Origin of the sequence: Vibrio sp. V38_P2S17PM301, from assembly GCF_009904845.1 — a bacterium.
Taxonomy (GTDB): Bacteria; Pseudomonadota; Gammaproteobacteria; order Enterobacterales; family Vibrionaceae; genus Vibrio; species Vibrio proteolyticus.
In genome coordinates, this window is the sequence record NZ_WXWO01000087.1 from 23,588 (window position 1) to 45,154 (window position 21,567).

19 protein-coding genes are annotated in these 21,567 nt (G+C 51.9%); 12 read left to right on the forward strand and 7 right to left on the reverse strand.

Annotation, left to right across the window (positions count from 1 at the left end; all coding sequences use genetic code 11):
• Positions 1-110 precede the first annotated feature (110 nt).
• The gene (locus tag CAG64_RS18535) at positions 111-1,877 is read left to right on the forward strand and encodes a sigma-54-dependent Fis family transcriptional regulator (protein WP_161488368.1); all 1,767 of its coding nucleotides are present in this window, start codon (positions 111-113) and stop codon (positions 1,875-1,877) included.
• A gap of 142 nt (positions 1,878-2,019) precedes the next feature.
• Positions 2,020-2,652 (forward strand): outer membrane beta-barrel protein, encoded by a 633-nt coding sequence (locus tag CAG64_RS18540; protein ID WP_161488369.1) that lies wholly within the window; start codon positions 2,020-2,022, stop codon positions 2,650-2,652.
• Between the two features lie 52 nt (positions 2,653-2,704).
• Here CAG64_RS18540 and CAG64_RS23705 read toward each other — a convergent pair whose 3' ends face one another.
• The 4 genes from CAG64_RS23705 to zwf form a co-directional block, all read right to left on the reverse strand.
• A complete protein-coding gene (locus CAG64_RS23705; RefSeq protein ID WP_021706550.1) occupies positions 2,705-2,842 on the reverse strand; it encodes a hypothetical protein in 138 nt (45 codons plus the stop codon).
• A 167-nt stretch (positions 2,843-3,009) separates the two neighbouring features.
• On the reverse strand, positions 3,010-4,458 hold the full coding sequence (gene gnd, locus CAG64_RS18545) for a decarboxylating NADP(+)-dependent phosphogluconate dehydrogenase (RefSeq protein WP_021706549.1): 1,449 nt from the start codon (positions 4,456-4,458) through the stop codon (positions 3,010-3,012).
• A 38-nt stretch (positions 4,459-4,496) separates the two neighbouring features.
• On the reverse strand, positions 4,497-5,213 hold the full coding sequence (gene pgl / locus CAG64_RS18550; RefSeq protein ID WP_161488370.1) for a 6-phosphogluconolactonase: 717 nt from the start codon (positions 5,211-5,213) through the stop codon (positions 4,497-4,499).
• A complete protein-coding gene (zwf, locus tag CAG64_RS18555) occupies positions 5,210-6,712 on the reverse strand; it encodes a glucose-6-phosphate dehydrogenase (RefSeq protein ID WP_021706547.1) in 1,503 nt (500 codons plus the stop codon). The genes pgl and zwf overlap by 4 nt, the downstream gene beginning before the upstream one ends.
• Before the next feature lie 299 nt (positions 6,713-7,011).
• On the opposite strand from zwf, the gene CAG64_RS18560 reads away from it, so the two are divergent.
• The 3 genes from CAG64_RS18560 (at position 7,012) to CAG64_RS18570 (ending at position 10,813) form a co-directional block, all read left to right on the forward strand.
• Positions 7,012-7,548 (forward strand): glutathione peroxidase, encoded by a 537-nt coding sequence (locus CAG64_RS18560; RefSeq protein WP_161488371.1) that lies wholly within the window; start codon positions 7,012-7,014, stop codon positions 7,546-7,548.
• 87 nt (positions 7,549-7,635) lie between these two features.
• Positions 7,636-8,556 carry an AraC family transcriptional regulator gene (locus tag CAG64_RS18565; RefSeq protein ID WP_161488372.1) on the forward strand — a complete coding sequence of 307 codons (921 nt, stop codon included), beginning with the start codon at positions 7,636-7,638 and terminating at the stop codon, positions 8,554-8,556.
• A gap of 124 nt (positions 8,557-8,680) precedes the next feature.
• Positions 8,681-10,813 carry a TonB-dependent siderophore receptor gene (locus tag CAG64_RS18570; protein WP_161488373.1) on the forward strand — a complete coding sequence of 711 codons (2,133 nt, stop codon included), beginning with the start codon at positions 8,681-8,683 and terminating at the stop codon, positions 10,811-10,813.
• Between the two features lie 49 nt (positions 10,814-10,862).
• Here the strand turns inward: CAG64_RS18570 and CAG64_RS18575 are convergent, their stop codons facing one another.
• The 3 genes from CAG64_RS18575 to ehuR form a co-directional block, all read right to left on the reverse strand.
• Complete coding sequence (locus CAG64_RS18575; RefSeq protein ID WP_021706543.1) at positions 10,863-12,140, reverse strand: TRAP transporter large permease; 1,278 nt, start codon at positions 12,138-12,140, stop codon at positions 10,863-10,865.
• Entirely contained in the window at positions 12,137-12,691 is a 555-nt protein-coding gene (locus tag CAG64_RS18580; RefSeq protein ID WP_161488374.1) for a TRAP transporter small permease, read from the reverse strand. The genes CAG64_RS18575 and CAG64_RS18580 overlap by 4 nt, the downstream gene beginning before the upstream one ends.
• Before the next feature lie 132 nt (positions 12,692-12,823).
• Positions 12,824-14,233, reverse strand: a complete 1,410-nt coding sequence (ehuR, locus tag CAG64_RS18585) for a MocR-like ectoine utilization transcription factor EhuR (RefSeq protein WP_202600962.1) — start codon at positions 14,231-14,233, stop codon at positions 12,824-12,826.
• Between the two features lie 304 nt (positions 14,234-14,537).
• On the opposite strand from ehuR, the gene doeA reads away from it, so the two are divergent.
• The 7 genes from doeA to CAG64_RS18615 all read left to right on the forward strand — a co-directional run bounded on the left by doeA (position 14,538) and on the right by CAG64_RS18615 (position 21,523).
• Positions 14,538-15,725, forward strand: a complete 1,188-nt coding sequence (doeA, locus tag CAG64_RS18590; protein ID WP_021706540.1) for an ectoine hydrolase DoeA — start codon at positions 14,538-14,540, stop codon at positions 15,723-15,725.
• Between the two features lie 9 nt (positions 15,726-15,734).
• A complete protein-coding gene (gene doeB, locus CAG64_RS18595; RefSeq protein ID WP_161488375.1) occupies positions 15,735-16,742 on the forward strand; it encodes a N(2)-acetyl-L-2,4-diaminobutanoate deacetylase DoeB in 1,008 nt (335 codons plus the stop codon).
• Positions 16,743-16,839: 97 nt separating this feature from the next.
• Positions 16,840-17,271, forward strand: coding sequence for a TRAP transporter substrate-binding protein DctP (gene dctP / locus CAG64_RS23995; RefSeq protein WP_237668468.1), 432 nt, complete (start codon positions 16,840-16,842; stop codon positions 17,269-17,271).
• Positions 17,189-17,860 (forward strand): TRAP transporter substrate-binding protein DctP, encoded by a 672-nt coding sequence (dctP, locus tag CAG64_RS18600; protein ID WP_237668467.1) that lies wholly within the window; start codon positions 17,189-17,191, stop codon positions 17,858-17,860. The genes dctP (CAG64_RS23995) and dctP (CAG64_RS18600) overlap by 83 nt, the downstream gene beginning before the upstream one ends.
• A gap of 59 nt (positions 17,861-17,919) precedes the next feature.
• Positions 17,920-18,399 (forward strand): Lrp/AsnC family transcriptional regulator, encoded by a 480-nt coding sequence (locus CAG64_RS18605; protein ID WP_161488376.1) that lies wholly within the window; start codon positions 17,920-17,922, stop codon positions 18,397-18,399.
• Positions 18,400-18,554: 155 nt separating this feature from the next.
• On the forward strand, positions 18,555-20,075 hold the full coding sequence (locus CAG64_RS18610; protein WP_161453648.1) for an NAD-dependent succinate-semialdehyde dehydrogenase: 1,521 nt from the start codon (positions 18,555-18,557) through the stop codon (positions 20,073-20,075).
• Between the two features lie 41 nt (positions 20,076-20,116).
• On the forward strand, positions 20,117-21,523 hold the full coding sequence (locus CAG64_RS18615) for an aspartate aminotransferase family protein (protein ID WP_161488377.1): 1,407 nt from the start codon (positions 20,117-20,119) through the stop codon (positions 21,521-21,523).
• Positions 21,524-21,567 lie beyond the last annotated feature (44 nt).

Sequence of the window (21,567 nt, forward strand, 5' to 3'; positions counted from 1 at the left end):
TGGATAATAACAATCCGAATCAGACACACCTTTGCCAGGCTGGGAAACCGATGCCAGTGTTCAGAGTGTGGCGAAATGACACAGCGAACATGTAACGAAATGGAACAGTTATGCAGTTATCTACCCCGACGCCGGATCACTGGTTATCCTCTTCCTGGCAGCGGAGCGAAAAAGCGGGCCTGAGAGCCCGGCGCCTGCCCGATGACGTACGTTTATCTCCTGCGATGCTCAAAGCTCGGCGGGAAGAGACCGCTAACCTGATCGATGCGGTGAGTGCACAGGCATTGCCGCTGTTTAATCAACTGTTTGCCCGCAGCGACAGTCGTTTGATCCTGACCGATACCGAAGGGGTGATTCTGGCCAGTTGGGGACAGCCTGAATTTCGTGAAAAACTCACCACCATTGCGTTGAGTTCCGGAGCGTGCTGGCAGGAAAACCTGAAAGGCACTAATGCCATTGGCACGGCTTTGATCGAGCAGCAACCGGTCAGTGTGATCGGTGATCAACACTACATTTTGCAGCATCGCTTCATCAGTTGTTCCGCTTGTCCTATTTTTGATCACCGTGGGAACATGATCGGGCTGCTGGATGTGACCAGTGAGCAGCAACAACACGACAGTTCGACTCAATTGCTGGTGCAGAACATGGTTCAGCGCATACAAAACCAACTGTTGAACTGGATTCCTAATGCCGCTCTCAGAGTTGACCTCGCCCTCGACCCTGCGTTGTTAACCAGCGGTTGGCAGGGTATTCTGATTGCCGATGAAACCGGGCTGGTGGTGGCGCACAATCAGGTGGCTTCTCAGCTGCTGGCACAGCATCCGGTGCTGGGCAACTCGGTGCAGGATGTGATTGAACTGACCCGAAGTCCGATGAATTTGGCTGTTGCCACTCAGGAGCTGGGTCAGCCCACGTCGACAACTGCCCGACGATCCTACTCGGCATCCACCTTGCTGCATTGTGGTGATGAGCAGATCGAACTGGCCTGGCAGCAGGCAACCCGGGTGATCGACCAAGACATCTGTCTGTTGATCGTCGGAGAAACTGGTGTGGGTAAGAATGAGTTTGTCAAAGCGCTGCATCAGCAGAGCGGCAGGCGCAAAGCGCCTTTGGTCTCGGTGAACTGTGGCGCACTGCCCGCAGATCTGGTGGAATCCGAATTGTTTGGCTATGCGCCGGGGGCGTTCACGGGCGCCAGTCCGAAGGGATATTTGGGTAAGATCCGCCAGGCGCATCAGGGGATTTTGTTTCTCGATGAAATTGGCGATCTGCCACCGCAGGCACAAAGCCGTTTATTACATGTCTTGCAGGATAAGCAGGTTGCGCCAGTTGGATCGAACCAAAGTGAAACGGTGGATATTCAGATCATTGCGGCTACGCATAAAGACTTGTCACAACTGGTCAGTGAGGGAGGTTTCCGTCAGGACTTGTTCTATCGGTTGAATGGCTTGCTGCTTGAACTGCCGCGGTTGGCCGAACGGCAAGACAAACAGGCGCTGATACATACGATGCATCAAAAATACGCTCAGCCTGCCGATCAAACCTTGTGTCCTGCGTTACTCGCTCGACTGCTTAGCTACCCCTGGCCAGGAAACCTCAGAGAGTTGGACAATCTGTTGAAAGTGGCGGCGTTGATGGCGCAGGGAGAACCGACCCTGACACTGAACCATATTCCACTTCATCTGCAAAAAACGCTGACCCAAGCTGTGTCTCAACCTGCCGCTGAGAAAGATCTGCGCACCACGGTCGATGAAACTTTGTTGGCGACCTATCGTGCCAATCAAGGCAATATCAGTAAAACGTCACGCATGCTGGGCGTTAGTCGTAACACCCTGTATCGCAAGTTAAAGGCGCTAGGGGTTCGGTGCAAGGCGTAACGTATTAACATATTAAGTTAGACTAATATTTGTTGATATTATTGCGTTTTAGTCTATTTTGGACGGCGTTCAAAATTTAATTGAACGATGTTTTATTTGGTGATAATTTCCTGCCAGTTATTTAATTCAGGAAATTGTTCAAATGAAACGAATCGTTACTGTCTCTTTAATGTTGGTGATGAGCTCTGGTGTAATGGCGGCACAAGGGTCACTGGGTAAGTACAGTTATGTTGGCGCGGGATTACAATATGGGGAACAAAAGAGCCATAGTCTGGGGTCATTTCTTGGGGATGATTACAAGAATAAAGGTGCCCGTGATCTGTTTGGTGTGAATGCGACTGCAAGTTTCTCTCCTCAGGCATTAGATGGATACGCAAAAATCGAATACGAAGGAACCACGGCCGGGAATACAGACATCAGTAATACGTTTTTGGCACTGGGTGTTTACCAAAATTACCAGCGTTCCTCTCTTTTCTACAGCCTGGGTGTCAATAATTATCAAGTTGAACGGGATCATCAGAACGGTGGCTCTGCCAAATTTGACGAGTATGGGGTGGCGGCGGATATCGGTTTTGCTTACGCTGTAACTCCGTTTCTGGCGCTCACGCCGCGCTATCGGATTTCGTATCTGGATGAGCACGTAATGAACGACTACAAGCTTACGTCGCAATTCATGTTGGGAGAGATGGTGTCTCTGGAACTGTCCGGTGGTTACAACACCTATCGGGATGCTGAGCAGTTCAATGCTCAGACCGCGCTTAAGTTTGCTTTCTGAGTGGGAAATAAAAAGAGCACCTTTTGGTGCTCTTTTTGTATCAAACCGACGCTTACAACCCGCCTTGTTGCTGCGCCTGTCTGACCATCGCCTGACGTTGAGTTTCCTTCTCGGACTGAACTTCATGTTCCTTATGTGTTTCACCGTCCGCTGCCTGCGGAACAAAGACATAGTACTTATTGATAGTCATCGTCGAAATCTCTCATTCAAGATTTATCCACTGAACACCCTGAGGTGATCACGGGCCCCGGAATTTCCGAGTAGACAAAAAATAGAGGATGTTAACCTTGTTAACATCCTCCTTGATGCTCAAATTTTAGGCGTAGGCTTGGGGCTGAATCCGCTCCAAGTTACGTCTTATACGTCGTACGTAGTCGACGCCGTGTCACCGCCTGTACCAGTCCAGTTGGTGTGGAAGAATTCACCACGTGCACGGTCAGTACGCTCATAAGTGTGCGCGCCGAAGTAGTCACGTTGTGCCTGTAGCAGGTTCGCTGGCAGACGAGCAGTGGTGTAACCGTCCAGGAAGGTCAGGGCAGACGTCGTACATGGCATAGGAATACCGGTTTCCAGCGATTTCGCTGCTACTTTACGCCATGCGGCCAGGCTACCGGTCAGGATGCCTTTGAAGTAATCATCAGAGCCCAGGAATGCCAGGTCCGGGTTCGCTTCGTATGCATCACGGATGTTGCCCAGGAATGCAGAACGGATGATACAACCACCGCGCCACATCAGAGCCACGTTACCGTAGTTCAGGTCCCAGCCGTTTTCGTTTGACGCTTCACGCATCAGCATAAAGCCTTGTGCGTAAGAGATGATTTTTGAAGCCAGCAGCGCTTGACGCAGTGCATCAACCCACTCTTGTTTGTCACCCTCAACCGGAGTGATGGTTTTGCCAAACAGTTTTTCTGCTTCAACACGCTGGTCTTTCAGTGCAGACAGGCAGCGCGCAAAGACAGATTCAGAGATCAGAGTCAGTGGAATACCCAGATCCAAAGCGTTGATACCTGTCCATTTACCGGTACCTTTCTGGCCTGCAGTGTCGAGGATCTTCTCAACCAGTGCTTCACCGTCTTCATCTTTGTAGCCAAGGATGTCAGCAGTGATTTCGACCAGGTAGCTGTTCAGCTCAGTTTCGTTCCAGTCAGCGAACACTGCCTGCATTTCGTCGGCTGTCATGCCCAGGCCATCTTTCATGAACTGGTAAGCTTCTGTGATCAGCTGCATGTCGCCGTATTCGATACCGTTGTGAACCATTTTCACGAAGTGGCCAGCGCCGTCGTTACCGACCCAGTCACAGCATGGCTCGCCCGCATCCGTTTTTGCAGAGATTGCTTGGAAGATAGGTTTCACTGCTGGCCAAGCTTCTGGTGCGCCACCTGGCATGATAGACGGTCCGAAACGAGCGCCTTCTTCACCGCCTGATACGCCAGTACCGATGAAGTGGATGCCTTTTTCGCGCAGTGCTGCAACGCGGCGGTTAGTGTCTGGGTAGTTTGTGTTACCACCGTCGATGATGATGTCGCCTTTGTCCAGCAGAGGAACCAGTTGATCGATGAACGCGTCAACCACCGCACCAGCACGAACCATCAGCATCACTTTGCGTGGTGCTTCCAGTTTATCAACCAGCTCTTGCAGCGTGTATGCGCCAACGATGTTAGTGTCTTTTGCCGGGCCTTCCAGGAATTCGTCAACTTTTGCCGCAGTACGGTTGTGCGCTACCACTTTGAAGCCGTGGTCGTTCATGTTCAGGATGAGGTTCTGGCCCATTACTGCCAGGCCAATTACACCGATATCACCTTTCATTTTATTTCTCTCCAATTACTCTTTCGACAAGCAAGCGCTTAAGCAATCTTTGCTGCTGCGTCTGAATCTAAATACCACTCCGTTTCACCAGTTGTAGACTGGATTTTGGCTGCCGGATAAGGCAGATCTTCAGCCGGAGTTGTGTGAATTTCGTAAACGATCTCGGCTTTACCTGCGCCAAGAACGAGATAACTGATGCGTTTTGCAGCTTCCAGTACTTTCGCGGTTTTCGATACGCGAAGCTGGCAGGATTCCGGATGGCTCGCAACCACAGACAAGTTCTCGTCGTCGTAGTTGGTCTTGCCCGGGAACAGGGAAGCGGTGTGGCCGTCGGCGCCAACACCCAGCAAAATCCAGTCAAATACGGGCGTGCCGCTCTCTGATGGGATGACGTCTGTCATCTCTTGTGCAAAGCGCTGCGCTTCAGCTTGTGGCTCATTTTCACCCAAGATGCGGTGAATGTTGCTTGCTGGAATATCGATTTGGCTGAACAGCAATGTGTTCGCTTCACCGTAGTTGCTTTCTGCATCATCCGGTGCCACACAACGCTCATCGCCCCACCAGAAGTGCAGGTTCTGCCACTGGATAGAGGTGGCGTAAGCGTCAGAAGCCAGCAGTTTAAACAGCATTTTAGGTGTGCTGCCGCCAGACAGTGAGATGTGCACAGGGCGACCCAACTCACTGTAGGCTTTCATGTCATTCGCTAGGGATTCGACCACGGCATCGGCCGTCGGGAATATCTTGTGATTGATCATAGTTCGCAGTAATCCGTGTCGGTTAGGTTCTTACAAGGGAAGCGCCATGCGCGGCCATCGCGCTCCAGCAACTGGTCAGACTCTTTCGGCCCCCAGGTACCACAAGCGTAGCCAAACAGTGACTGCGGATCCTGTTTGAAATCGAGGATCGGCTGAACGTATTTCCAGCAAGCTTCCACAGCATCGCTACGTGCAAACAGAGTGGCATCGCCATTCAGTGCGTCAAGCAGCAGACGTTCATACGCCGTCAGCATCTGAGTTTCCTGCAGCGACGCGTAGTGGAAGTTCATTTTCACTTCTTTAGCGTTGAATCCGGCGCCCGGCTCTTTGAGGCCGAAGCTCATCTGAATGCCTTCGTCTGGCTGGATACGGATGATGAGCTTGTTCTCTGGTGCGTTCTGGCCAAACACCGGGTGTGGCGTGGCTTTAAAGTGAATCACAACTTCCGTCACGCGTGTCGGCAGGCGTTTACCAGTACGCACATAGAAAGGCACACCGTTCCAGCGCCAGTTGTTGATGTAGGCTTTCAGGCCCACATAGGTTTCGGTGCGTGAGTCTTCTGCCACGCCAGGTTCTTCGCGGTAGCCTGGTAGGAACTGACCACGTACATCAGAGCCGGTGTACTGACCCATCACCAAGTTGTTACGCAGATCGTGTTCTTCGAGTGGTTTCAAACACTGAAGCACTTTCACTACTTCATCACGCATTGCGTCGGCGTTAATTTGCGCCGGTGGCTCCATACCGACCATGGCCAGCACTTGCAGCAGGTGGTTCTGGAACATGTCACGTACCGCGCCTGAGCCGTCGTAGTAGCCGCCACGTTCTTCTACACCGAGGAATTCTGCCCCGGTGATCTCAACGTACTCAATGTAGTTGCGATTCCACAGTGGTTCGAACATCGCGTTGGAGAAGCGAAAAACGAGCAGGTTCTGAACGGTTTCTTTGCCCAGATAGTGGTCGATACGGTACAGCTGATGCTCTTGGAAATGCTCGTGGATGTCTTTATCCAGTTTACGCGCCGATTCCAGATCGTAACCAAAAGGTTTTTCGATGATCAGACGTTTCCAACCGTTGCTCTCGTCATTCAGGCCATGAGCGGCCAGACTAGCAGGGATAACACTGTAAAGGCTTGGTGGGGTTGCGAGATAGAAGAGCGTATTACGCTGTTCGAAGTTATATTCATCAGCCAGTTGGTCGAGGCGGGTGACCAGTTTGGCGTAATCTTGGGTATCAGAAGTGCTGATGGCCTGGTAGTGAAGGTGGTTGATAAAAGCATCCAGCGTCTCTGGTTCAGTTTTTTCCATTTCCTGAAGCGAGCGCTTAAGCTTCTCTCTGTATGACTCATCACTGTATTCAGTTCGGCTGACGCCTAAAATCGCAAAGGATTCCGGAAGCTGTTTATTCGCGTAAAGGTGGTAAAGGGCAGGGATCAACTTACGGTAAGTCAGGTCCCCGGACGCACCAAATATCACGATGCTACTATTTTCAGGTATTACCATCATCTTTCCTATAAGGGCGAGGTACTTAAATCAGTATGCGCAACGTTAGCAGCGCCACTTACAAATAGATAATAGGTCGTGCCTATTAAAGCGATAGGCAAAACACAGGGTCTTGGGCGTATGAAACGGCAGGGTATTGTCTACGACTCTTTGACATACATCAACTATTGAGAAGGCAATCGATTAAATAATGACGCGTTTTTGTCATAAATTATTAATAAATAATGAAATTAAGTCTTGGTGATCTTTTCCTTACAGCGTAGGTAAAAAGCTCTAAAGTGGTCAAAAAGGAGACAAATATGAAATGGACAGCATTGAGCCTCATCCCTCTGCTCATGACTGGGGTGGTGCAGGCGGAGAGTTGCCCGGCGGTGTTACAGGGCAACCAGCAACTGTTGAACTCGACCCAGTCAATCAGCTTGTGCGACTCGTTTCGCGGCAAAACGCTGTTGGTGGTGAACACGGCCAGCCAGTGTGGTTTTACGCCTCAGTTCGAGGAGTTAGAAGCATTGTATCAAACGTACAAACAACGGGATTTTGTTGTGGTTGGTTTTCCTTCCAATGACTTCTATCAGGATCGCGGCAGCGAGGAGAACAGCGCCAAGGTGTGCTACCTCGATTATGGTGTAACGTTCCCAATGATGGCACGCAGTTCGGTCAAGGGCAGTCAGGCCAATCCGGTATTTGCCGAAATTGCTCGCCAGGCCGGTGTCACGCCACGCTGGAACTTTTATAAATACCTGATTGATAATCAGGGAAATGTGGTCGCCACGTTCCCAAGTTCTGTGTCTCCGACATCTCCACAGTTGATTTCGTTACTGGAACAGCAATTGTGAGCCTTATGAATGTAAAACGGATTGCTTATTTGCGCGAATGAGTGAATGTGAGAGACTGAATTCATTCAGGATCATTGTGAAACCGTCATGGCATCAGAGTCTCACGCAGGAAAGTCGTCAGCCGCACTAAACCGCATCGGCAAAGCGCTCGATTTTATTCATGATAATCTGGATAGCGCGCTTTCCCTCGATGAGATTGCCCAGCAAAGCTGTTGGTCGCGCTGGCAGCTGCAACGCGTCTTTCAGCATCAGACCGGTACGACGGTTGCTCAATATGTGCGTGAATTGAAACTGAGTGAAGCTGCTGAACGCTTGCTCGACGGTCAGCAGCGCATCATCGATATTGCGCTCAGTCTGGGTTTTAACTCAGAGATAAGCTTCAGCCGGGCATTTAAGCAGATGTTTAACCTGAGCCCGCGCGCTTATCGTCAAACCGGACAACGCACTGGTCTGCGTAAACCGATTCAACGTCCCACCTTACCCGAGCATGAGCGACACCAAGTGCCATTGGTTGATGTCCGTGTCGAAAGCCGTCCGTCGTTTCAATTGACGGGCGTTCATGACTCGATTCATGGTCTGTTTTCTACGACGCCGGATTTTGCGGAGAAAGTGCCGGCGTTATGGCAGCAGCTAGAACAAAAACTGCAGCCACTGTCTGCAGCGTCCTGCCCCAAGTTGGGCGTGATTGATGTAACACACGCGCCGTCGGAAGGTGGTCAATTGACGTATTGGGCTGGGTTGGCATCCAACACTCTGACCGCTGAAGGATTGAGCATATGTACGGTACCAGCGCAGACTTATGCGGTGCTCAGACATCGCGGTCCGATTGATCGCTTACCCGTCACGCTGCACTGGTTTATTGTTCATTGGTTGCCTGAGTCGGGTTACCGCGGCATCGATGGTTTTGAACTCGAATCCTATCCTTCCGGATACGCTGCCGATCAGCATGACGCGGTCATGGAGTATTGGCTCCCTATTATTCGGATGTGCGCCTCACCATTGCGCTGATTTGAGTGTTTTGTCAGTGAAAAGTCGCAGGATGCACCAAATTGTTAACTTTCGTCTCCTTAAATAAGTAGAATGCAAATGATATTTATTATTATTAAGAAAAGCATTGGTATTCGAGGAACACATGCAACTTCCAACACACATCCAACGTTCGACTCTGACGTTAGCGCTGCTTGGCGTCTTAACGACGCCGGTATTCGCTGCTGACACCACATCATCAGCTCAGCCAGATACAATGACGGTTTTGGGCAAAGCGTACCGCAACACCGCAACCAAGTCGGCGCTTGAACCTGAAGAGACGCCACAGGGCATCACCGTCATCGATGAGGAGCAATTAGAGCAGCGTGGCGTACAGTCACTGAATCAGGCACTGCGTTACGCGCCAGGGGTGGTGACGGAAACCAAAGGGGCGGCGGTGACCATGTACGATACCTTCACCATTCGAGGGTTTGCGGTCAATCAGAGTTATTACGATGGTTTGGTCTTGCAAACGCTCAAAGGTTGGAACCTTCAGCCGCAAATTGATCCAATCATGCTGCAGCAGGTCGAAGTGTTCAAAGGTCCGACGTCAGTGCTTTACGGAGCGATGCCTCCTGGTGGGATGGTCAATATGATTGCCAAAACACCTCAGCAGAGCTCTGAGACTAAAATCGGCGTCGCGACGGGGTCACGCAATCTGATGGAAGCGTCAGTAGACTCCACCGGCCAGCTGGGTGATAGCGATCTGTCCTACCGTTTGATTGCTCTGGCACGCAAGCAGGATGGGCAGGTCAACCATACCGAAGAAGAGCGCTATGTGATTGCTCCGTCGCTTGACTGGCAGGTCAGTGACCGCACGCTGATTAATGTCAATCTTTACTATCAGAACGATCCGTCGATGGGAATGAACTCGTCGTTGCCAGCTTCTGGCATGTTGGTGCGTAATCCAAATGGCTCCACGTCGCCGTCTACTTTTGCAGGCGATACTGCGTGGAGTAAATTTGAGCGTGAAGTTCTGATGCTGGGCTACAAAGTGAACCACGATTTTAACGCGAACTGGTCGTTCTTACAGAACTTCCGCTACAGCGATGCTTCGTTGACACAGCACAACACGTACCACACGGCCGCGAATTTTGATTCTGCCAGCGGCACACTGGTGCGCAACATCTACAGCACGGAAGAGGAATCGACAGGCTATGTGGTGGATAACCAGTTGTCCGGCCGGTTCACTATGGGCGCGGTTCAGCATAACTTGTTGTTAGGTGTAGATTATCAGAAGCTGGACGGTGAGTCAGATTACAAAGAGTACGCCACCAGCGACAGTGCGTTTTATGCGTTCAATGTATTCCAGCCCAACAACCACTTGCTCAGCTCTGGCAGCCTGAGTGAGGTTTATCGGATGCAGGATGATGTCAGTAGTGAACAAACCGGGTTCTACTTTCAGGATCAACTGCGTTGGAATCAATGGGTGTTGATTGCAGGTGGACGGTATGACCGCTTTGAGTCGGAGAGTTTTGGTCAGAAAGCAGACGATAACCAGTTCTCTTATCGGGTCGGTGCTTTGTATGCATTCAGTAACGGTGTAGCTCCGTATCTCAGCTACGCCACCAGTTTTGAGCCTGTGGCCGGTGTCAGTCAGTTTGGTCGGGCGTTTAGCCCCGAAACCGCCGAACAGATTGAGGCGGGAATCAAATATCAGTCACCGCAACGTGAGGTCGAAGCAACGGCGTCATTGTTCCACATTACTAAGAAAGACGTGGTGATCACCGATCCGTCGTCGGCTAACTACCAGAGTGATCTGCAAGTGGGTGAAGCCGTGTCACAAGGGGTTGAGTTACAGGGCCGCTGGTTTATCAATGCCAATGCGGATATCTCAGCCAGTTATACCTATACCGATATGGAAATTACCGAGGACAGCGATAACGGCCTGGAAGGGACGACACCGATTTACGTGCCGAAAAATATGGCCAATATCTGGGGTAATTACTACGTCTACAATGGGCTGCTGAACGGCAGTCGCTTGAGCCTCGGTGCCCGCTATGTTGGTGAAATGCAGATGGATGCCACCAATACTCAGGGTAAAGTGCCATCGTATACGGTGGTGGATGCGTCGCTTGGCTATGATCTGGGGGTCCTGAGTGATTCGCTTCACGGGGTAACCGCCAACCTGATCGCCAATAATGTATTTAATGAGGAATACTCGACTTGTTACGATCAGGCCAACTGCTGGTACGGTACGGAGCGAAGTGTCGAACTCAGCGTCAAATACGCCTTTTAACCAGACAAAGAAAGCAGCCTAAAGGCTGCTTTCTTTCGGTTTCCATGTGTTAGCGAAAGGCCAGATCGCGTAGTGCCAGTGAAATCCACGGGAAGAAGATCAGCATTATGGACACCAGGAGCAAGATAAACACAAATGGAGGAGTACCGCGAATGACCTCGACATAAGGACGTTTAAACACGGCAATGGCGGTGAAAATATCGCAGCCAAATGGTGGGGTGGCAGAGCCGATGGCTGCCTGCAGGGTGACTATCGTGCCGACCAATACCGGATCAAGACCGGAGGATTTGATCACCGGGGCAAAAATCGGGATCAGGATCAGCATCACCACTATCGGATCAACAAACATGCAACCGATGAAAAACGCCACTGAAATGACAATCAACAGTTCAGTCTGGCTCAAGTCATTAATTCCAATCATACCCAGCAGCTCCTGCGGGATCTGCGCAAAGGAAATCACCCACGAAAACGCACTGCCAGCGGCAACGAGTATGAACACCACTGCGGTGACCATGCCCGTCGAGAGGGCAATGTCGCCAAGCTCTTGCCATTTCACCTTACGAAAGACCACCATCTCAAGCAGCACGGCATACAACACAGAGACAGAAGCCGCTTCGGTTGGGCTGAAAATGCCTGCGTATATACCACCCACTGTAATAAGCGGGAAACCAAACGGCAGTAAGGCTTTGCGCACCACTTTGATGCGCGTTTTCCAACTGGCTTTGGGCGCGTTGGTGACATCATCGTTGCGCGCATACCAGTAACAGTAGAGCGAAAAGAGCAACATGATCACCAGCGCAGGGCCGATACCGGCAATGAACAGCTCGGCCACTGAGGTACCGGAAACCACACCGTAAATGATCATGCCGATACTGGGAGGGATCAGCAGCGCCAGATCGGATGCGTTGATAATGAGCGCCAGAGCAAAGCTGTCTTTGTAACCGTATTCGAGCATTTTGGGCCGCATGATGGAGCCGACGGATACCACGGTGGCCTGAGTGGATCCAGATACCGCACCAAACAAAGCGCAACTGAGTGAGGAGGTGATTGCCAGCCCACCGCGGATGTGCCCGACAAATGCCATCGCGACGTCAAGCAGTCGGGTGGCGGCAACGCCTCGGGTGATGATTTCGGCCGCCAGAATAAACATAGGGACCGCAACCAACGCGGCCGGCTTAATGCCTGCCAGCATTTGCTGGATCATAAAATCCGGCCCCAGCCCCAAATAGACAATAAAGCCGAGCATGGTGGCAGCCAGCAGAGGAACCAACATTGGGAAACCACACGCCAGCAGCGCAATCATAGTCACAACTAAAGCTGTGGTCATAGCATCTTCTCCTGTTTCGCCGATTGAGTCAGGCGGGCGGTTGAGGCATTTTGCCTGGTTGTCTGGCAGATAAAGCGCTTGAGTTTATTCAGGCCGACGCGCAGAAACTGAAGGGCACTGAAAAACAGCCCCAATGGCGCAATCAGGTAAACCCAGCTGAGCGGGATCTGCATCGCGGGGGACAGACGCCCCATCTGCGCCACTTTGCCTACGTACTGCCACGCGTACCAGGTGAGCATGGAGACCAGTAACCCGGTCAGCAAATAGATAGTGCCGTCGGCCAGCAGTTTGAGCCGGGTTGGCAGCATGTCCGTGAACGCAGTCATACGGATATGGCGTGACTGGCGAGCGGCGTAGCTGCATCCGATAAAAGTGACCGCAACGATCAGGAAATAATTGAGTTCTTCAGAGAAATAGAGACTTTGATTGAACAGGTACCGTCCAAGGACGTTGGCGATTGAGTTAGTGGCTATCAATAATATTGAGCCGATGAGCAGCGCCGCCTCCGCTTTCTGTATGTAGTTATCCAGCCACTGAAAAATCCTTTTCATCGCACTGCTCCCATGTTGTTAAATATGTTAATGAAACGTTATCTGTTTCATGACATTCAAGTCAATTGGTGAGCAGCGAAAGATTTTCTGAACTGAGCGTGTTTGCAGAAAAAATCGGCCTGAACCGACTGCTCAGACCAAAAAGTGAGAGGTGGGCGGCTTGGTGTCGAGGATCTCGGCGATCACCGACAGACCGTGTTTGATATAACCGCGGTTGGTTTCGGCACCGAGACTGATGCGTACGAATGGTTGCGGGGTATTCATGTCGAGAACAAAAGGTTTGTAGCTGGTGAGCTGCACGCCGGAGCGTTTGGCTGAAGCCACCAGATCATCGCTTTGCCAGTGGTCCGGTAGCTTGAGCCAGATATGCTGTCCATGCGGATGCGCGCTGTACGAGTGGGCTCGCAATATGCTGCTGGCCAGTTTCTGACGCTTGGCAAATTCGTTCATTTGGAAGCGGATTAGCCTGTCCAGAGTACCGTTCTCTATCCATAAATGAGCGACTTCAAATGGCAGGGGCGTTGCCGACCAGCTGGTGGCCGCCAGCCGGCCAATAGCATGTTGTAGAAAATGGCGGGGCACGGTCAGGTAGCCGGTGCGCATGCCTGGCGCCACGACTTTGGTAAAGCTGGTGACATAAAAGGCCTGTTGAGGAATCAACGTTGTCAGCGGGGCGACCCTATTTGGCTCAAGTGCACCGTAGACATCGTCTTCGATGACGTAAATGTCGTACTTTTCCGCCAGGCGGGCAATGGCTTCACGGCGTGCCTGATCCATATGAGCGCTGTTGGGGTTTGCCATGCTGGGAGTACAACACAGTGCTTTGACCGGACGATGCTGACACGCCCATTCAAAAGCCTCCGGTGTGATGCCGAATTCATCCATCTCCAGCGGCAGTAACTTAAAGCCCAACATGCGTGAACGCGAGATCAGGCCGTGATCGACCAACTGACCACACGCAACCAGATCGCCATGTTCCACGACGGTGCTGAGAGCCAGGGTCAGGCCATGGCAAGCACCGTTGGTCAGCAATAACTGGTCATGGCCAACGTCTAATCCCTGGGTTTGCAGATAGTGGCGACCGGAGTCAATGTGATGTGGCTGACCCATCACAGGTTTGGCTTTGCCGATCAGGCTGCGATTGTCCGGCTGAGCGGCAATCTGCACTAACGCCTGATTAAATAAGGTGATATGGCGATCCGTTACCACAGGATGTGCGATTGACATATCAATTTCATCCGGCGTGTCTTTCATCTCCTGAGTCAGCATGAACTCTGTGTCGGTATTGTCATCGACAAAGCCGGATTTCACAAAGGTGCCGTTGCCCACCCAGGACTCCAGAGCGCCTTTCTTCTCCGCAAAACTGTAGGCGTGGCTGACGGTTTGCACACTGACGCCAATCTGTTCCGCAAATTCACGGTGAGTGGGCAGACGGGTCCCGGGTTTGAGGTAACCACTGCGTACACAGTCCACCAGATAGTTGCCGATGGAGATGTATTTGGGGGTGCCTGGGCGAATGATCGGATTCAAAGAAATTGTCATGACACAATGTTTTTATTGATTCATTTTAAAGTCCCATTGTAACTTCGATTTAACAAATGGCGACTTTTTGTCCGTTAAATGCGGTCTGTTGCACAAAAAACATCCATAATTGTAGTGATTGATATGAATTGTCATGCTTTAAATGACGATATTGAACTGAAATGGTCATTCAATCCGCGGCCACCTTCCGGTGGCAATACCACAGCAGATTAATACCCGGCCCGTCAGGGGCTGATAAAAGGTAGAGATACCTCAACGTCTCCGAAGGCCGATAAGGCGTCGGAATTCTACAAGGAGAAAAGAAATGAGAGGCGTTGCTTTGCATTTTACTCTGGATGAATACCAAGAGCGGCTGATTAAAGTCCGCCAGTCCATGGAAGAGCGTGAACTGGATGTGTTGATCCTTCATGACCCGTCTAACATGGCATGGCTCACAGGTTACGATGGCTGGTCGTTTTATGTGCCTCAATGTGTCGTGGTGGGGTCGAGTGGTGAGCCTTTATGGTTTGGCCGCTGTCAGGATGCTAATGGCGCCTACCGTACTGCCTATATGTCGGTTGAAAACATCACCTACTACCCGGACCACTATGTGATGAACCCGCCACTGCACCCAATGGATTACCTGGTGGAAGCGGTGTTGGCTCCGCGTTTGTGGGACCGGGGCCGGATTGGTGTCGAGAAAGACAATTACTACTTTAGCGCTACCGCATACGAATCACTGCATACCCATTTGCCAAACGCTCAGTTGCTCGATGCCACTGGTTTAGTGAACTGGTGCCGGGCGGTGAAATCGGATCAGGAGCTGGCGTATATGTACCGGGCTGCCCGTATTGTGGAGAACATGCACCGTGTTGCGTTTGACATGATTGAACCTGGGCTTCCAAAGCACCATCTCGTAGCGGAAATCAACCGTCAGGCCGTGCTGGGTCATGAAGACCATTTTGGTGATTACACGGCAATTGTGCCGCTGTTGCCGTCTGGCTCTGATGCTTCTGCGCCCCATCTGACCTGGGACGACCGTCCGTTTAAAAAAGGTGAGGGGACGTTTTTCGAAATTGCCGGTGCTCACCGTCGTTACCATTGTCCTTTATCGCGTACCATTTTTCTGGGTGAGCCGGACGATAAGTTCAAACGCGCAGATGAAGCCCTAACCCGCGGTCTGGAAGCGGGGTTGGAAGTCGCCAGGCCCGGCAACACCTGCGCCGATATTGCCAATGCACTCAACCGGGTTTTGGATGAAGCAGGCTTCTCGCGTGAAGGCGCTCGCTGCGGTTATCCGATTGGTTTGAGCTATCCGCCGGATTGGGGCGAGCGCACCATGAGCCTGCGTGACAGCGATAAAACCGTGTTGAAAGAAGGCATGACCTTCCATTTTATGCCGGGGCTGTGGTTTGAAGACTGGGGATTGGAAACCACGGAAAGCATCGTGATCACTCAATATGGCGCGAAAACGCTGTGTGATTTTCCGCGCCATCTTTTCGTTAAACACTAAGGAGTGGCTATGCAAAACAGTTCGATTTCCGCCACAGTCGATTTTAACCAGGAAGGAATCCAGCACGGTTTTCTTACATTGCCATACTCGCACGATGAATCGGCTTGGGGCAGCGTGATGATCCCGGTGACGGTAATCAAAAATGGTGACGGGCCGACCTCGCTGCTGACCGGCGGTAATCACGGTGATGAATACGAAGGGATCACCAGTTTATTGAAGTTGGCCAACACCCTTCAATCAGAGCAGGTGAGTGGACGGGTGATCATCGTTCCCATGATGAACTTGCCGGCAGTACACAATGCGTCTCGCACCTCGCCGATAGACAAAGGTAACCTGAACCGCAGTTTTCCCGGTAACCCAGCGGGTTCGGTGACTGAAAAAATTGCTGATTACTTCACCCGTTATTTGGTGCCACTGTGCGATTTCGCGCTGGATATACACTCAGGAGGCAAGACTCTCGACATTGTGCCGTTTGCGGCCGCGCACCGGCTGGACAACCCGGATCAGGAAGAGGCCTGTATTCTCGGGGCGAAACTGTTTGGTGCGCCATATACCATGATTTTGCTGGAAATGGACGCCACCAGCTTGTACGACACTGCAGTGGAAGGTCAGGGCAAAGTGTTTGTCACCACGGAGCTGCGCGGTGGAGGGACCAGTACACCACAGACGATCGCTTACGCCGATCGTGGTATTCGCAACTTTCTGCGTTTTGCCGGCAACCTGACTGGAGCGTATGAGAAGCCTGCTCAGCCGAGCCGGTTACTCGATATGCCGGATGCCCGTTGCTATCTGCAAAGTCGCCATAGCGGGATCGCGGAATACCTGTGCGAGTTGGGGGACCGGGTGGAAACTGGCCAGTTAATGGTGCAGATACATTCAACGCAACGCACGGGAGAACCCCCTGTTGAATATCGGGCAGAGCGCGGCGGAATTTTTGCTGCACGCCGCTTTCCGGCCATGGTTAATCTGGGAGACACCTTAGCCGTGATCGCCGAAGACTGTGGTGAATTTACTTAGCCAGTGTCTGTTTTGCAGCCACTGGGACACCCCTTAGGGTCTGGCGTATCACCAGCCGTTGGTGAGATGGCCCCAACAGAACGAAAGGAAGAAATGGATGAATCCGATGAAAAAACGCTATCGCCATCTGGCAACGACGTTATTACTGGCCAGCAGTGCACTGGCCGGTACCGTGCAGGCTGAAACCTGGAAGTTTGCGCTGGAAGAGGTGAAAGGCTCCGTACAGGACGCCTACGCCCAGGAGTTCAAACAACGCATCGAAACCAAAACCGGCGGAGACGTGACCGTTGAAGTGTACCCATACGGTACGCTGGGCCAGTCTGAGGACCTGACCGAACTGGCCGCCAATGGCATCATTCAGTTCACTAATGCCTCGCCGGGAATCTTCGGTTCTTTTGTGCCTGAAATGCAGGTGTTCTCCATTCCGTATTTGTTGTCTTCCGACAATGAGGTCAACAAAAAAAGTCCTCAGCGCCAGCCCAACCATTTATGGCACCCTGGGTGGAAAACTGGAAGCCAAAAACCTTAAATTGCTGACCATGTTCCCAGAAGGAGAGATGGTTTGGACCACCAATCGCGCTATTCGCAGCCCGCAAGATTTTAACAATTTCAAAATGCGGGTGATGGCCTCGCCCATGCTGGTGGAAGCCTATAAATCGTTTGGCGCCGATCCAACCCCTTTGCCGTACTCTGAGGTGTACGGCGCGCTGCAACTGAAGATGATCGACGGTCAGGTGAATCCGGTGTTTGCGATTCAGGAAATGAAATTCTACGAGGTGAGCGATTACATGATCTGGGCGGGGCAGCAGCAATTTACCACTACGGTGATCACCAACAATGCCTGGTTTAATGGTTTGCCGGAAGCGCGTCGTAAACTGGTTCAGGAGACGATCTCTCAAATGAATGATTTCATTTTTACCAAACAGGCTGAGTTTAACCAGATGCGCCTTGAGCAAATTAAGCAGGCGAAACCCGAGATGAAAATGGTGCATTTGAATGAGCAGGAACGTGCGGAGTTCAAGCGGGCATCCATGCCGATGCGCGACAAGTATGTTGAGCTGACCGGGAAAAGTGGTCAGGCGGTGCTGGACGCTCTGGAGCAAGAGTTCAGCCAGTAATGGCTCAGATGAGTGGCCTGCCTTGCGGGCCACACTGGCGTTAAAAGGGAGAGTGATTTATGCGCCTGGATCGCTACGACGTAAAGATTCTACAAATTCTTCATGACAATGGCCGTATCACCAAATCGCATCTGGCGGAGGCGATCAATTTGTCCGTCAGCCCCTGCTGGGAGCGGGTCAAAAAACTTGAAGAAGCTGGCATCATCCAAGGTTACGGAGCCCGGGTGAACACCGACGTGCTGTTTAAACGTACATCCGTCATGGTGGAAGTCAGCCTTAAAGAACACAATGCTCAGGCTTTTCGCCGTTTTGAACAACTGGTACTCCATACCCCGGAAGTCACCGACTGTTATGCCACCGGCGGCGGCGTGGATTACATCCTCAAAATCCAGTCCGAAGACATTGATCAGTATCAACGGTTGATCGACAACTGGCTCGACTCAGAGGTCGGCATTGAACGCTACTTTACTTATATCGTTACCAAAACCATCAAACGGGATGCCGGTACATTAGATATCAATCAAAACGCGTTGTTCTAAAAGAAAAAAACGCGCAAATCCATCACCAGAAAAATCGCCATTTTAGTGGCGAACGAAAAGAAAATTCTGCCGGTTCTCCCGCTGGCTTCAGAAATTATTCACCACGCTTCTCTCTTACAGTGTAGGTATGGACAACGACGCTGGGAGAAGGATGTATGACAGCACTACACAGTTTACATGGCGGTGAATTGAAAGCTTCACACGACATGATGGCAATAATGGATGATGTTCGTCTGGTGCGCGGCCTGGCTTACGTTAATGGCAAGTGGGTCAGCGGCGACGAGTTTCATCCGGTAGACAATCCGGCTGATGGCAATGTGCTTGGGTACATTACCAAGCTGAATCAACAACAGTTGTATCAAGCGATTGATCAGGCTGATCAGGCGTTTCGTCACTGGCGAAAATTGCGGGCAGATGAGCGGGCAGCGCTATTGATGCGCTGGCATGATCTGATTCTTGAAGCCAAACCGGATCTGGCACGTTTGATGGTGATGGAACAGGGCAAGCCTCTTGCGGATGCGCTGGGAGAAATTGATTACGGTGCGTCGTTTATTCGCTGGTTTGCTGAAGAGGCGCGCCGCTGTTATGGCGAGACCATTCCCAGCCATATTCCGGACGCGCAACTCTCTACGGTTCGTGAACCGATTGGAGTTGCAGCGTTGATCACGCCGTGGAACTTTCCCAATGCGATGGTGACGCGTAAAGCGGCCGCAGCGCTGGCGATTGGTTGTCCGGTACTGATTAAGCCGGCCAGCGAAACACCATTCTCAGCGCTGGCATTGGCGGAGCTGGCTGATCGGGCTGGATTTCCTGCCGGCGTGTTCAACGTGGTGACTGGCGACGCCGTGATGATCTCGCAGACCTTATGCCATTCCGACAAAGTGAAAGCCTTGTCCTTTACTGGCTCAACCCGGGTTGGGAAGTTGCTGCTACGTGACGCCGCTCAGACGGTGAAAAAATGCAGTATGGAATTGGGGGGCAACGCGCCGTTCATTGTGCTGCCGGACATGGAGATTGCTCAGGCTGCTCAAGCGGCGGTGGCCGCCAAGTTCCAGACTGCGGGGCAGGATTGTTTGGCCGCCAATCGCATTTTTGTACCACAGGAAAAATATGAGCCATTTCTGGAAGCTTTTACGCATGAGATGGAACAATTCGTACTCGGCAACGGGATGGAGCCACACACCACCATGGGGCCGTTGATCAATCAGGCCGCCGTCGATAAAGCCCATGACTTGGTACGCGATGCGCTGGATAACGGGGCCCGGTTGGTGGCGGGGTATCACACCTCTGTGCCGGGAGGCAACTTTTTTGCGCCGACGCTGTTGGCAGACGTCACGCCAGAAATGGCGGTATACCGTGAAGAGAATTTCTGCCCGGTGGCCGGGGTTCTACCCTACAAGGATTTGGCATCAGTGATTGAGATGAGCAATGACACCGAATACGGCTTAGCCGCGTATGTGTATGGCCACGACATCCATCAGATTTGGCAATGCATGCGTGGCCTGGAATTTGGCATGGTGAGTGTCAACTCGGTCAAGATGACGGGGCATCCGATCCCGTTTGGCGGTGTCAAGCAATCCGGGCTGGGCCGGGAAGGGAGCCGCCATGGCTTTGATGAATATAGCGAAATCAAATATTGCTGCCTGGGCGCACTGCCGACCGTGACTGGCAGTTGAGACATGAAATATGGAAAGCCAACTATTCGAGGAGAAGGAACATGAGCACCAAAACCGAACAACTACTGAATATCGACCGCCAGCGCGTATTTCATGCCTCAACCCACCTGAAGCAATATGCGGCTGGGGAGCTTTCGGGAAGAATTATCTCGAGCGGAAGCGGAATACGCATCACCGATTCCGAAGGCATCGAGCTGATCGACGGCTTTGCCGGGTTGTATTGTGTGAACATTGGTTATGGCAGGACTGAAATGGCCGAAGCCATTTACGAACAGGCCAAACAGTTAGCTTATTACCATACCTATGTCGGACACACTAACGAAGCGCTAGTAACCCTGTCAGATCGCATCATCAAGATGGCGCCGGCCGGGATGAGTAAAGTGTATTACGGTATGTCGGGCAGTGACGCGAACGAAACGCAACTTAAGCTGGTGTGGTACTACAACAATGCGCGTGGCTTGCCGGAGAAGAAAAAGATCATCTCGCGTGATCGCGGCTATCACGGTTCAAGTATTGCGTCTGGATCCATGACCGGATTGCCCCTGTTCCATGCGCATTTTGATCTGCCGCTGGAGCGGGTTAAGCATACTATGGCGCCGTATTACTATCGCCGTGATGATGACAGTATGTCTGAGCTGGAGTTCTCCCGGTACTGTGCGGATCAACTGGAGCGGATGATTCTGGCTGAAGGGCCGGACACGGTCGCTGCGATGATCGCTGAGCCAGTGCTGGGCACCGGTGGGATCGTGCCGCCGCCAGAAGGGTACTGGCAAGCCATTCGTCAGGTGCTGGATAAATACGATGTTCTGCTGATCGCTGATGAAGTGGTGTGTGGCTTTGGGCGTCTTGGTTCCGATTTTGGCTCCATCCATTATGATATGAAACCGGATCTGATCACCGTAGCGAAAGGCCTGACCTCGGCGTATCAACCTTTGTCAGGCGTGATTGTGGGTGAGCGTGTGTGGAGCGTTCTGGAAGAGGGCACCGATCAATGGGGCGCCATCGGTCATGGCTACACCTACTCGGGACACCCGATGGGTGCGGCAGCCGCCAATTGTAACCTTGATATCATTGAGCGCGAGGGTTTAGTTCAAAATGCCGCAGAGGTGGGGGCGTATCTACAGCAACGGATGGCGCAGACTTTTCGCGATCATCCGCTGGTAGGGGACACGCGTGGTGTCGGTTTATTGCATGCGCTGGAGTTTTCATCCGACAAACTGCGCCGAGCGCACTTTGACGCTAATCTCAAAGTGGGTCCTCAGATCGCCGCTGCCTGTCTGGAGCAGGGGCTGATTGCCCGTGCGATGCCGCACGGCGACATTCTGGGTTTTGCTCCGCCGTTGATCGCCAACCACCACGACATTGACACCATCGTTGATAAAGCTCATCAGGCGGTTAATCAGGTGATGGACCGCTTAGTGACCTCGAAACAGTGGCAACCGAAATAGTCCTATTCCGTTCACTTGCCGCCCTATTTGTGGGGCGGCGTTAG